The sequence below is a fragment of the Thermoflexus sp. genome, from assembly GCF_034432235.1.
GTDB lineage: Bacteria > Chloroflexota > Anaerolineae > Thermoflexales > Thermoflexaceae > Thermoflexus.
The window spans coordinates 1-12,935 of record NZ_DAOUCJ010000065.1 but is presented as its reverse complement, the minus strand read 5'-3'; the positions used below and the strand labels follow the sequence as shown (position 1 = coordinate 12,935).

General features: G+C 66.0%; 12 protein-coding genes. 10 read left to right on the top strand and 2 right to left on the bottom strand.

Translation table 11 applies throughout. The features are described 5' to 3' along the window. Window positions 1-6 precede the first annotated feature (6 nt). Window positions 7-798 (bottom strand): peptidoglycan editing factor PgeF, encoded by a 792-nt coding sequence (pgeF, locus tag VAE54_RS07815; RefSeq protein WP_322801390.1) that lies wholly within the window; start codon window positions 796-798, stop codon window positions 7-9. After that, complete coding sequence (locus VAE54_RS07810; protein ID WP_322801389.1) at window positions 795-1,754, bottom strand: MDR/zinc-dependent alcohol dehydrogenase-like family protein; 960 nt, start codon at window positions 1,752-1,754, stop codon at window positions 795-797. The genes pgeF and VAE54_RS07810 overlap by 4 nt, the downstream gene beginning before the upstream one ends. A gap of 738 nt (window positions 1,755-2,492) precedes the next feature. Between VAE54_RS07810 and mraZ the strand changes: the two genes are divergently transcribed. From mraZ to VAE54_RS07760, 10 genes are all read left to right on the top strand, one after another. Further along, entirely contained in the window at window positions 2,493-2,981 is a 489-nt protein-coding gene (gene mraZ, locus VAE54_RS07805) for a division/cell wall cluster transcriptional repressor MraZ (RefSeq protein WP_322801388.1), read from the top strand. A 30-nt stretch (window positions 2,982-3,011) separates the two neighbouring features. Next, on the top strand, window positions 3,012-3,926 hold the full coding sequence (gene rsmH / locus VAE54_RS07800; protein ID WP_322801387.1) for a 16S rRNA (cytosine(1402)-N(4))-methyltransferase RsmH: 915 nt from the start codon (window positions 3,012-3,014) through the stop codon (window positions 3,924-3,926). Further along, complete coding sequence (locus VAE54_RS07795; RefSeq protein WP_322801386.1) at window positions 3,923-4,231, top strand: hypothetical protein; 309 nt, start codon at window positions 3,923-3,925, stop codon at window positions 4,229-4,231. The genes rsmH and VAE54_RS07795 overlap by 4 nt, the downstream gene beginning before the upstream one ends. Then, window positions 4,228-5,979, top strand: a complete 1,752-nt coding sequence (locus tag VAE54_RS07790; RefSeq protein WP_322801385.1) for a penicillin-binding protein 2 — start codon at window positions 4,228-4,230, stop codon at window positions 5,977-5,979. The genes VAE54_RS07795 and VAE54_RS07790 overlap by 4 nt, the downstream gene beginning before the upstream one ends. 72 nt (window positions 5,980-6,051) lie before the next feature. Beyond that, on the top strand, window positions 6,052-7,491 hold the full coding sequence (locus tag VAE54_RS07785) for a UDP-N-acetylmuramoyl-tripeptide--D-alanyl-D-alanine ligase (RefSeq protein ID WP_322801384.1): 1,440 nt from the start codon (window positions 6,052-6,054) through the stop codon (window positions 7,489-7,491). Window positions 7,492-7,579: 88 nt separating this feature from the next. After that, a complete protein-coding gene (gene mraY / locus VAE54_RS07780; RefSeq protein ID WP_322801383.1) occupies window positions 7,580-8,602 on the top strand; it encodes a phospho-N-acetylmuramoyl-pentapeptide-transferase in 1,023 nt (340 codons plus the stop codon). Window positions 8,603-8,633: 31 nt separating this feature from the next. Further along, window positions 8,634-10,010: a UDP-N-acetylmuramoyl-L-alanine--D-glutamate ligase gene (murD, locus tag VAE54_RS07775; RefSeq protein ID WP_322801382.1), complete on the top strand. Its 1,377-nt coding sequence runs from the start codon at window positions 8,634-8,636 to the stop codon at window positions 10,008-10,010. Continuing rightward, entirely contained in the window at window positions 10,007-11,236 is a 1,230-nt protein-coding gene (locus tag VAE54_RS07770; protein WP_322801381.1) for an FtsW/RodA/SpoVE family cell cycle protein, read from the top strand. The genes murD and VAE54_RS07770 overlap by 4 nt, the downstream gene beginning before the upstream one ends. Further along, the gene (gene murG / locus VAE54_RS07765; protein WP_322801380.1) at window positions 11,154-12,308 is read left to right on the top strand and encodes an undecaprenyldiphospho-muramoylpentapeptide beta-N-acetylglucosaminyltransferase; all 1,155 of its coding nucleotides are present in this window, start codon (window positions 11,154-11,156) and stop codon (window positions 12,306-12,308) included. Before VAE54_RS07770 ends, murG begins: the two co-directional genes overlap by 83 nt. Continuing rightward, entirely contained in the window at window positions 12,305-12,829 is a 525-nt protein-coding gene (locus VAE54_RS07760) for a CvpA family protein (RefSeq protein ID WP_322801379.1), read from the top strand. Before murG ends, VAE54_RS07760 begins: the two co-directional genes overlap by 4 nt. Window positions 12,830-12,935 lie beyond the last annotated feature (106 nt).

Here is a 12,935-nt window from a genome sequence, read left to right as displayed (position 1 = left end):
ATCCCCTCACGGATTTCGGATCCAGGCCCCAAAGCGTCCGGTCCTTCCATGCTCAGCCCGGTGGGAATACCAGTCCTCGAGATGGCAGGCGGTGCACACCCCGGCGGCGATCACAGAGGCCACTCCCAGATCGCGCAGGTGCTGGCGCACAGCCTCCGGCAAATCGAGATGCCAGGCGCCGTTGCGCCGGTGCAGGGGAAGGGCTTTCCCGATGCGGGGTTCCAGGGCTTCGATGACCTCCGGGCCCACTGCATAGCAGCACCCTCCGATCCCAGGGCCGAGGGCCGCATGGAGGGCAGAGGGGGGGCGTCCCAGGCGGCGCTGGAAGAGCTCCAGGGCGGCTTCCAGAACCCCCGCTGCCAGCCCCCGCCAGCCGACATGCACGATGCCGACCGCCGGGAGCGCTGGATCCGTGAGCAGAACCGGGATGCAATCGGCGAATCGCATGAAGAGGGCCAGCCCCGGCTCCACGGTGACCAACCCATCCACGCCTTCCAGGATCATGCCGCGGTGGCGCTTGTCAACCAGAGCCACCTGGTTCCCATGGATCAACCAGGCGGTGACGGCCTCTTCCCCTTGTAATCCGATGGCCGTGAAGGCCCGACGCAGGTTCTCGGCCACCGCTGCCGGGTCATCGCCAACGGAATGGCTCAGGTTCAGGGAGGCGAAAGGAGGGGCGCTCACCCCTCCCTTCCGGGTGAGGAAGCCATGAGGAATGTCGCTCCACGGAGAGCCCCGGAAGCGGTAAAAGACAATAGCCTCCCTCTGCACAGCTTCCCAGTGTATAAACGCCGTCATGGGGAAACATCCAGCAGGACCTTCAACACGCCCTTGCGGGCGGCGTGTTCAAAGGCCTGGGCAGCCTCGCGCAACGGATAGCGAGCGTGGATCAGCGGCAACACATCGACAAGCCCCTGCTGGAGGAGCCGGAGGGCCGGTGGAAATGGTCCACAACGGGAGCCGATCACCACCACCTCGTCCACGGCGATCATGGTCAAGTTGGCTTCCACCGTGCCGTGATAGGTGCTCTTCAGGACCAGCGTTCCCCGCGGGCGCACCCATCGGCGGGCGAGATGGAAGCCTTCTGGAGAACCGGTGCATTCCACCACCACATCGGCGGATAGCGCGTCCACTTCCTCCACCAGCGCGGTGGGGATCCCCCGCCGGGCCAGGAGATCCAGCTTGTTCCGGTTCCGCCCGATCACCAGGAGATCGCACCCGGTGAGCTGCAACACCTGCGCGACCAGCTGGCCGAGCTTCCCATCGCCCAGCACCACCACGCGGTCGGTCGGATGGATGTGAATCTGTTCGGTGATCTCCAGGGCCGCCGCCAGAGGCTCCACGAACACCGCTGCTTCATCGGGGATCTCCGGGGGGACCTCGTGAAGGTTCACCACGGGCAGGAGAAGATATTCCGCGAACGCGCCATCGCGGCCGGAGATCCCCAGGGTGGTCCGATGGGGGCAATGGGTGGGCCGCCCGGCCCGACATGTAGGGCAGATCCCACAGGCAGCGTTGATCTCGCCGACCACCCGTTTGCCGATCCATTCGGGGTGACCCGGGGCCTCTTCCACCACGCCCACGAACTCATGGCCGGGGATGCCCTGGAAATCAAGGTAGCCGCGCATCAGCTCCAGATCTGTCTTGCAAATTCCAGCGATCCTCACTCGAACGCGGGCTTCCCCCGGTGGTGGCGGAGGCACCGGATAGTCGCGTCGAATCTCCAGCCCCCGGTTCAGGTAAACGGCCAGCATAGAGTGCTCCTCGCAGGGATAGAATCGCGATGAATCCCCCCGACAACATTTCTATTATAGCGCAACCCCCAGTCCTTCCGGCCGGGAGCGGCCAACCGTGCGATTTCCCAGATAAGAACCCGCCGGGTGATCGTTGTCGAAGCCGCTTGAGCGACGACATCGAAACAAGAGCAGCTTTTGCGTCTTGAATGCGGAGCCCTGTGCGGTCGAGCGCATGGGACGCAAACCATTCGCCGGGAGCGGGCCGATGCGTCGATCGAGGTCGGTCTGGCGAGGCGCTGGAGCCCCGGGTGCCAGCCTTCGCTGGCACGAAAGCCTCCTTCTGGCCGACGGGGGCTGGCCGGTGGCCGAAGGCTTTTAAGGTCGAATTCGTTCGGCACGCTCCCGGTCCCCGTGTTTGGCCTCTTGCGCCGATGGGAATCGGGCTTGTTGGCGCTTCGCGCCGCGCCCCAGCCTACGCCGATGCGGAAAACCTCTTCCGGCTGGCGTTGGAATTCCTTCGACGCGCTCCATGCGCCGCATCGGCCAGAGGCCCTCCGGGTCGAATGTATTCGCGCTCTCCCCAACAAAGCGCCAGCCTCCGGCCGTTCTCTGGAGCTGAATGTCAGGCTTCGGGAGTGAACGGCGTTATCGCAAGATAACCCAAGCCTTGCGTTAAGATTTCCCAAATCTCTTGTGCAGGTGGAGGGAATCCGTATAATGGAGGCGTAGGGTGGTGGAAAGTGGAGGGATGTGGTGATGAGAGGACGACGGAAAAACGAGCTGGAGCCACCGGTGCTTCCCCCGGGGGATCCCCCGATGTTCCTGGGGGAGTATCGGCATGGGATCGATGCGAAGGGGCGGATGTTCCTCCCGGCGCGTTATCGGCCGTTTTTTGCGGCGGGAGCGGTGCTGACCAGAGGCCTGGAGCCCTGTCTGTATTTGTTCACGCTTCCCGAATGGCGGCGGGTGGCGGAGCGGATCAGCCAGTTGCCTCTCACGGCCCCGGAGGCCCGTGAATGGCGCCGGTTCTTCTTCGGCGGGGCCTTTGATGTGATCCCCGATGAGCAGGGTCGGATTCTCATCCCCGCTTCTCTCCGGGCGTATGCGGGCCTGGAGGGTCAAGCCGTGATTGTGGGCGTTCACACATATCTGGAGATCTGGTCTCCTTCTGCCTGGCAGGAGATCCTGGGGCGATTTCAAAACGGCCGGATCCCGCCAGAGCACTGGATGAAGCTCGAGATTTAGCGCCCTGCCCGGTCGCAACGGCGATTCACCATGCACATCCCGGTTCTGCTTCGCGAGGTGCTGGAGGGCCTGAAGGTTCGACCCGGCGGCGTGTATATCGATGCCACAGTCGGTGGGGGAGGGCATGCGGCGGCGATCCTGGAGCGCTCTGCGCCGGATGGCCGCCTGCTGGGGATCGATCGGGATCCGGAGGTGCTGGAGCGGGCGCGAGAGCGCCTGCGTCCGTTTGGAGAGCGGGCCATCCTGGTCCATGGTTCCTATGCGGAGTTGCGGCGGATCGCTGTGCGGTATGACTTCCTGGAGGTCGATGGGATCCTGTTCGATTTGGGGCTCTCCTCGTGGCAGCTGGCGGATCCCCATCGAGGGTTCAGTTTCCAGATCGAGGGCCCGCTGGACATGCGGTATGATCCCGGCCGCGGGGTCCCAGCGGCCGAGATCGTGAACCGCTGGCCGGAGAAGCAGCTGGCGGAGATCATCCGTCGATACGGGGAGGAACGGTTCGCCCGGCGGATCGCGCGGGCGATCGTGCGGAACCGGCCCATCCGAACCACAACGGAGCTGGCCGAATTGATCGCCCGGGTGGTGGGCCGGGGGCGGGAGGATCAGCATCCGGCCACGCGGACGTTCCTGGCGTTGCGCATTGTGGTGAACGAGGAGCTTCAGGCGCTGGAACAGGCCCTTCCCCAGGCGGTCTCGTTGTTGAGGCCGGGCGGCCGGCTGGCCGTGATCGCCTTCCATTCCCTGGAAGATCGAATCGTGAAGGCGTTCTTCCAGCGGGAATCGCGGGATTGCCTCTGCCCGCCGGAGGTTCCGGTTTGCACGTGCGGACATCGCGCGAGCCTGCGCCTGATCACGCGCAAACCGCTTCGGCCTTCGGAGGAGGAGATTCAGATCAACCCGCGGGCCCGCAGCGCGCGATTGCGGATCGCGGAGCGACTGGGATGAGCGGACGGCAGCGCCTTCTTCTGGCGGTGGTAGGAGCCTTGCTGTTCCTGGCTTCCTTCTCTTTGCTGTTCACGTTCCTCTCCACCACGGCGGTGGAGCAGGGGCAGATCGTTCAGCATCTGAGCGAGACCCGTGCTGCGCTGGAGCGGGAGAACGCCGCGATGGAAGAGGCTATCGCCCGGGAAAGCGCGATCCCGCGCCTACGGGAGCGGGCCCGGGCGATGGGATTCGTTCCCGGCGGGGAACATCCAGGCCTGCCGCTCTCATTGCCGGTGACGCTTCCGCTGGAGAACCCGGGGCCATGAGGGAAACGGGATCGACGCTGCGGTTGCATCCGGTGGCGTTCCCGCCTGCCCTGTTCCTCGGGCTGGTGGTGATCCGCCTGATCTATCTGACCTTCTATGCGCCGGGGGAGCCGCTGGGCGTTCAGTCTCTGGAGTTGCGGCTCGAAGCACAGCGAGGCCGGATCCTGGATCGCCACGGGGCGGTGCTGGCCATCGATGCGCCGCGGTATCAGGTCGTTCTGGAATATCCGCCTATCGCCTACGGAGGAGATCCGACCCGTCGGGCAAAGTGGTTGCAACAGGTGGATGAGGTCCTGAATCCCCTGCTGGGGTTCTCTGTCCAGGAGGCCGCGCGGGGCTGGCCGGATACCGGGTGGCAATTTCCGGTGGCCAGGGGGATCCCGGAGGATCTGGCCCGGGTGGTCAGCCGACGGGTCGGGGAGACCGGCCTCCGGGGGGTGCGGGTGATGCCTTACTGGAAACGGGTGTATCCGGAGGGTTCGTTGCTGGCCACGGTGGTTGGCTTCGTGTTCTTCGGGCCGGGAGATCAGGGCATGGAAGGACGGCAGGGCGCCGCCGGGGTGGAGAAAGCCTACGATGAATTCCTGCGCGGCAAGCCGGTGACCCTGCGCGTCCCAGTGGATGCGGAAGGACGCCCGTTGCCGGTGAGGGAGGAGGCGCTGACCCAGCCCGAGCCGGGGGGAGAGGTGGTGCTGACCATCGATCGGACAATCCAGGCGATGGTGGCGGAGGAGCTGGCGCGGGGCTTGCAGGAGAGCGGGGCGCAGCGAGGGGATGCCGTGGTGCTCCGCCCTCGCACCGGTGAGATCCTGGCGATGGTGAGCCTGCCGTCCTTCGATCCCAATTCCCCGGAGACCCTGGATCGAGATGCCCGCAACCCGGTGGTCCAGGATCTCTATGAGCCGGGGTCGGTGTTCAAGATCCTCACCATGGCGGCGGCCCTGGAGAGCGGGGTGATCCGGCCGGAGGATCGTTATCTGGACCAGGGGTGCGTGGAATTCGGGGGGGCGCCGATCTGCAACTGGGATCGGGATCGTTACCCGGGCGGGCGGGGCTGGCTGGATATGACGGAGCTTTTGATCTACTCCCGGAACGTGGGCGCGGCCCACCTGGCCCGCCTCCTGGGTCCGGAGCGGTTCTACGCGGCTCTTCACGCTTTCGGGATCGGGGAGCCCACGGATGTGGATCTCCCCTACGAGGCAGTGATGCGGGTGCGAGCATATGGAGATCCAGACTGGCGGGAGGCCGATCTGGGGCGTCAGTCTTTTGGGCAAGCAGTCTCCGTGACGCCTTTGCAGATGGCCGTGGCGGCATCCGCGGTGGCCAACGATGGCCTGATCATGCGGCCCTTCGTGGTGCAGGAGGTCCGCACCCCGGAGGGGGTGAAGCGGACGGAACCCCGGATCCGCCGTCGGGCGATATCCGCCCAGACGGCGCGGACGCTGCGGGAGATGCTGGCGGCGGTGATCGAGCGGGAGGCGGTGAAGGCTCGGGTGCCGGGTTACCGGATGGCCGGCAAAACCGGGACGGCCCAGATCCCCACGCCGCTGGGTTACGATCCCCGGGATACCATCGCCTCCTTTGTCGGATTCGGTCCGGTAGAGGATCCGCAGGTGCTGATCCTGGTGAAGCTGGATCGCCCCCGGCGCTCGCCGTGGGGCTCCGAGGAGGCCGCCCCGGTGTTCGCCCGGATCGCTGCGAGGATCCTGCCGCTGTTGGGGGTCCCACCATCGTCGTCAGGGCCGTAAGGAGCTGCCCTTGAAGAAGGGATACACGGCTGGCCGCTGGGCCGAGCGATCCTGTGATGGAGTGAAAGCGGGATGTCCGGGGAGATCGGGACGCGAGTTGCAGTGGAGGGGATGACGCTGGCGGATCTGGCCGAGGCGTTGAGCGGACGCCGTCCGCCCTGGGAGACGCCGATCCGGCATGTGGCCATCGATTCGCGGACATGCAAGGCAGGGGATCTCTTTGTGGCATTGCCCGGGGAGCGGACCGATGGACATCAATATGTGGGCGATGCGTTCCATCGTGGGGCGATCGCCGCCCTGGTTCATCAGGACGTTCCAGCGGGCGCGATGGTGGTAGATCTCGAGCGAGGGCCATGGCCGGAATCCCTGACCTTCCCGGTTTGCTTTCGGGTCCCCCGAACGCTGGATGCGCTCCACCGCTGGGCCGGATGGTGGCGGGCTCGCTTTCCGGTGCGGGTGATCGGCATCACCGGGAGTGTGGGGAAGACCAGCACCAAGGAGCTGACCTGGGCGATCCTCTCCCGGCGGTATGAGACGCTCAAGACCGAGGGGAACCTGAACAGCGAGATCGGGCTGCCGCTGATGCTGCTCCAGCTCACGGCGCGCCACCAGCGGGCGGTGCTGGAGATGGGGATGTATGCGCGAGGGGAGATCGCCGCCCTCTGTGCCATCGCCCGCCCGGTGATCGGCGTGGTCACGATGGTCGGCCCGGTCCATCTGGAGCGTCTGGGGAGCATGGAGGCCATCGCGGCGGCGAAGGCGGAGCTGGTAGAGGCCCTGCCCGAAGATGGCGTGGCGGTGCTGAACCGGGATGATCCGTATGTTCGAGGGATGGCGGAACGGACCCGGGCCCGGGTCTTCTTCTACGGCCTGGATCCGGAGGCGGATCTGTGGGCGGACGAGATCGTGAGTGAGGGGCTGGAGGGGGTGCGGTTCGATCTGCACTATCGGGGCGAGACCTTCCGGCGGGTCCGGGTCTCGTTGCTGGGACGCCACAGCGTCCACACCGCCCTGCGGGCCATCGCCGTAGGCATTCTGGAAGGGTTGACCTGGGAGGAGATCTTCGCGGGCCTGCGGGATCGGCGGGCCCAGCTGCGCCTGGTGGCGGTGCCGGGCCTTCGGGGCTCTACGATCCTCGATGATACCTATAATGCCAGCCCGCCCTCGATGCTGGCCGCTCTAAACCTGCTGGCGGAGCTGGATGGCCGGAAGATCGCGGTGCTGGGGGATATGCTGGAGCTGGGCGCTTATGAGATCGAGGGGCACCGGCTGGTAGGGGGACGAGCCGGAGCGGTGGCGGATCTCCTGATCACAGTAGGACCGCGGGCCCGCATCATCGCCCAGGAGGCGATGGCCGTGGGCCTGCCACCTCATCGGGTGTGGATCTGTGATTCCAACCAGGAGGCCATTGAGGTCCTCCGGCAGATCCTGGAGCCCGGAGATGTGGTGCTGGTGAAGGGCTCCCGGGGCCTGCATATGGAGGAAATCGTCAGCGCCCTGTGCGAGGGGTAATTGGATCCGGACTTGCGCCTCCCTTCCTCAGGGCCCAAAAGATCCGGGGGAAGGGGAAAAACCATACCTTCACCAATGAGGTGCCTCTGTGGCACAGGCGTTGTTCATGGGAGGCCTTTCCTTTCTGCTGGCTGTCGTATGGGGCCCACCCCTGATCCGCTGGCTGCGGGCGAACGGGATCGGGAAGAAGATCCGGATCGAGGGACCGCGAACCCACCTGGTGAAGATGGGGACGCCCACGATGGGCGGCCTGATGATCGTCGTGCCGGTCGTGGTCCTGACGCTGATCCTGAACATCGGTAACCTGATCGCCAACACCGAGGTGGGACGGGTGTTCCTGAGGCAGATGGGATGGCCGGGGGATCAGCTGATCGGGCGTTCGATCCTGGTGCCGGTGGCGGCGATGCTGGCCTTCGGGGCGCTGGGCGCGGTGGATGACTGGATGGGCGTGCGGGGGAACGGCGGGCTTCTGGCCCGTCATAAATTCCCGATCCAGATCGCCCTCGGGGCCGCCCTGGCGCTGGTATTGCATTTCGGGATGGGCCTGCGCAGCGTGGCCATCCCCACCGTGCCGCAGAAGATCGACATCGGGCTCTTCTACCTTCCGATCGCGGTGTTCATCATCGTGGGCTCGGCGAACGCCGTGAACTTCACCGATGGCCTGGACGGCCTGGCCGGGATCATCACTGCGACGAGTTTCATCGCCTACGGTGTGATCGCCTATCTCCAGGGGCAGATCTATCTGGCGACATTCGCCTTCATCGTGGTGGGGTCGTGCCTGGCGTTCCTGTGGTTCAATGCCCACCCGGCGCAGCTGATCATGGGCGATATCGGCTCCCAGGCCCTGGGGGCGACCCTGGGAGTGGTGGCGCTGATGACCGGCCAGTGGCTCCTGTTGCCCATCGTGGCGCTGATCCCGGTGGTGGAAACGCTCTCCGTGATCCTGCAGGTGGCTTATTTCAAATGGACGCGGGGGAAGCGGCTGTTCCGGATGAGCCCGATCCATCATCATTTCGAGCTGCTCGGATGGTCCGAAACCCAGGTGGTGCAGCGGTTCTGGTTAATCGCCATCTGGTCCGCCATGATCGGCGTGGCGCTGGCGCTGTTGTGACGATCGATTCCTGGTGTCAGGAATATGGGCCATGCGGGATCTTGCTGGTGCTCGTGTAGTGATTCTGGGACTGGGCCGGCAGGGATCGGCGCTGGCCCGCTGGCTGGTCCGGCAGGGCGCTGAGGTCACCGTCAGCGATCGACAGCCGGCCGAGCGCCTTCAGGGCTTCCTGCAAACCCTGGAAGGCCTGCCGATCCGGTATGCGCTCGGGGATCACCCGCTCTCGCTGCTGAAGCATTGCGATCTCCTCTGTCTGAGCGGGGGCGTTCCCCTGGACATCCCGATCGTCCAGGAGGCGATCCGGCGGGGGATCCCTCTGGCCAACGATGCGCAGCTGTTCCTGGAGCGCTGCCAAGGATGGACGGCGGGGATCACGGGCTCCTCCGGGAAGACGACCACGACGGCCCTCGTGGGGGCGATGTGCCGGGCGGCGGGCTTTCGAACGTGGGTGGGCGGGAACATCGGCAACCCGCTGATCGAATCCGTTGAGGAGATCGGCCCGGAGGATCGGGTGGTGCTGGAGCTTTCCAGCTTCCAGCTGGAGATCATGACGGTCAGCCCGCGGGTGGCCGCGGTGCTGAACATCACCCCGAATCATCTCGATCGTCACAAGACTATGGAAGCCTATATCGCCGCCAAGCAGCGGATCCTGGATTTCCAGGATGTCGAGGACATCGCGGTGCTGGGCTACGATGATCCCAACGCCCGATCCCTGGCGGCGGCGGTGCGGGGGCGGCTGCGGTTCTTCAGCCGGGAGCGGGAGGTCGCTCGTGGGGCCTTCCTTCGAGGGGAGACCCTCTTCCTGCGTCTGGGGGCGGATGCCTGGCCGATCTGTCGGGTGGAGGAGGTGCGCCTGCGGGGCCGGCATAATTGGTGGAACCTTCTGGCAGCGGCAGTGATCGCCGGCAGCCTGGGGGTGGACATCGATCCCATCCGGGAGGTGGCGATCACCTTCTCCGGCGTGCCCCATCGCCTGGAGCTGGTGCGGGAGGTGCGCGGGGTGCGCTATGTGAACGATTCCATCGCCACGACCCCGGAGCGCGTGCGGGTGGCGCTGGAGGCCTTCGATGAGCCCCTGATTCTGCTGGCTGGAGGGCGGGATAAACAGCTTCCCTGGGATGAGGCCGCCCGGGATATCGTCCGACGGGTGCGGATCCTGATCAGTTTCGGAGAGATGGGGGATCGGATTGTGGAGGCGGTGCAGGCCGCCCGGGCTCGCCTGGGGGAGGCCGTTCTGGAGCGGGTGGAGCGGGTGGGCACGCTGGAGGAGGCGGTGGCGCTGGCTGCCCGGCTGGCCCGCCCCGGGGAGGTAGTGTTGCTGTCGCCGGGCGGGGCCAGCTACGATGCCTATCGGGATTTCGAAGAGCGCGGCGCCCATTTCCGTCAGCTGGTGGAGGCGCTGGGATGACCACGGCGCGAAGAAGGTGGTATGAGCAGTCGGTCTCACAAAGCGGGCCCCTGACGCTGCTGCCCGGGATCACCTCCCTGGAGCTGGGGTTGCTGATCCTGCTGGCCGTTCTGGTGCTATCGGGCCTGCTGCTGGTCTACAGCGCCACTTACTATCTGGCGCGCCAGGTCTTCAATGATCCGTTTTATTTCGTCCGGCGTCAGGCCGGGGCCGCGCTGGTGGGAGCTCTCGCCCTTCTGGGGCTGTGGCGGGTGGATTATCGCCGCCTCCAGCGGCTCTCCATCCCCCTGATGCTGCTGGGGGTGGCCTCTCTGGTCGCTGTGCTGGTTATGGGAGAGGAACGCCTGGGCGCTCGACGGGCCTTCTCGGGCGGCTCCTTCCAGCCTTCGGAGTTCGTCAAGCCGATCATCATCCTGTATCTGGCCACCTGGTTGCCTACCAAGGGCGAGCGCCTGCGGGAGCTCAGCCGGGGGTTTATCCCCTTCCTGATGGTGCTCAGCACGGTGGTCATCCCCATCTTCCTGCAGCCGGACCTGGGGACGGGGCTGTTAATCGGAATGGTCGCCGCCTGGATGTTTGTGGCCTCGGGCGCCACCTGGATTCAGGTGCTGCTGGGGCTGGCGCTGGGGGCTGGGGTGTTCGGGGCGCTGGTGCAGATCCATCCCCACGCCATGGCGCGGTTGCTGGATTACCTGGAGGCCCTGAGAACCCCGGAGGGCGCTTCAGGGCATCTGGGCGTGGTCCGGGAGGCGATCCGTTCCGGGGGTCTCTTCGGGAAGGGGCCGGGAGCGAGCCTCTATGTCCTCAGCGGCCAGGTTCCCCTTCCCCATTCGGACAGCGCTTTTGCGGTGGTGGGGGAGGCCTTCGGATTTGCGGGGGTGATCGGGGTGATCGGCCTGCTGAGCGCCTGGGTGTTCCTGGGGTTCCGCACGGCTCGACATGCCCGTGATGCCTTTGGGGGTCTGCTGGCGCTGGGGGTGACGCTGTGGATCACATGGCAGGGGTTGATCCATCTCGGCGGGCTGACCGGCCTGATCCCCTTTTCCGGGATCCCTTTCCCCTTTATCAGTTACGGCGGCTCCGCGCTGCTCAGCGAGCTGATGGGGGCGGGGATGTTGCTCAGCGTCGCCAGGAGGCGAGGGGATGAGGATCTGGATCGCCGCGGGCGGGACCGGCGGGCACATCTACCCGGCGCTGGCCGTCGCGGAGGCGCTTCAGGCCGCTGATCCGGATCTGGAGCTGATCTGGGTCGGCGCGCGGGATGGGATGGAAGCCCGCCTGATTCCATCCCGCGGTTATGCCTTCCTTCCCGTGGAAGCGGGCGGGGTGTATGGGATGGGCTGGCGTCGGGGATTGCAGGGGCTCTGGCGGACGGTTCGGGGAGCGGTTCAGGCCTGGGGGGAGATGCGTCGGCGACGCCCCCAGGCGGTGTTCACCACCGGAGGTTTCGTATCGATCCCGGCCGCCCTCGCCGCGGCATGGTGGAGGATCCCGATTCTGGTTTACCTGCCGGACATCGAGCCTGGCCTGGCCGTCCGCATCCTGGCCGGTCTGGCGGCCTGGGTGGCGGTGACCGCGTCGGAAGCCGGGGAGGCCTTTCCGCGACGATCGGTGGTGGTCACCGGATACCCGGTGCGTCGGGCGCTGGTGGAGGCAGCCCGGGTCCGAGAGGAAGCCCGACAGCGGGGACTCGCCCGCTGGGGGTTTACCCCGGAGGTTCCCGTCGTGCTGGTGTTTGGAGGAAGCCGGGGCGCCCGCCGGTTGAATCGGGCGGTCGCCCGTCATCTGGAGGCGCTGACAGCGGAGGCCCAGGTCCTCCACCTCACCGGGCCTGCCGATCTGGAAGCGATGCAACAACGGCAAGCGGTGTTGTCTCCCGAATGCCGGGCTCGTTACCAGCCGGTCGCGTATCTGGATGAAGAGATGGGGGAGGCGCTGGCCATGGCGGATCTGGCGGTGTGCCGGGCAGGAGCCTCCACGCTGGGAGAGCTCCCCCTGTTCGGATTGCCGGCGGTGCTGGTGCCCTATCCTTACGTGCGGCGCCACCAGGAACGCAATGCGGCCTACCTGGTCCGACATGGGGGTGCCGTCATGGTCCCGGATGAAGAGATCGAGGAACGGCTGGGCGAGGTGGTGCGGGATCTTCTCCGCAGCCCGGGTCGCTTGAGCGAGATGCGCCAGCGGATGGCGGCACTGGCCCGGCCGGAGGCAGCGGAACGCCTGGCGGCCCTGGTGATGGGGTGGATGAAAGCTCACGGTTCCATTCCGGCAGGATTCGGGGTCGGGAGGGGGGGATGATCGCGTTGCACGCGGTCTTCTGGGCCTTTGTGGCCCTGTTCGCCCTGATCGGAGCCTTGCGGGGGGTGGCCAAGGAGATCCTGGTCAGCGCTTCGATCGTGGGGATTATGTTCTTCTTCAGCCTGCTGCAACAATTCGCACCGGCGATATGGGAATCGTTCACCCGGGATCCGGCCACCGGTTTTTTCATTGAGACCGCTGCGATCGCCATAGCCGCGATTTTTGGATATGCTGGCCCGGCGCTCTCCATTCAGCTGGCTGGCCGGGCGAAACGGGAGAAAGGCACCGAGATCATCGCCGGCTTCGCCGCGGGGGCGCTCAACGGATGGCTGATCGTCGGCTCGATCCTGTTCTTCCTGCACCGGGCCGGCTATCCCTTCCCGGAGATCCTTCAGCCCCCGGGTCCGAACAACCCGATTATGGACCTGTTGCCCTGGATGCCCCCTGCGGTGATGAAGCCGCCGCTGCTTTACTTTATGGTGGTGATCGCGCTGTTCGCATTGTTGGTATTTTATCTCTAATGGGCTCGCAGGCGATGGGCTCAGGATGGAGAGCGCGGGGATTCATAAGGTCTTTTCCCCAAGATGATCGAGGAGGTGGTTCTCGGGATCCGGGATGCCGTCGGGG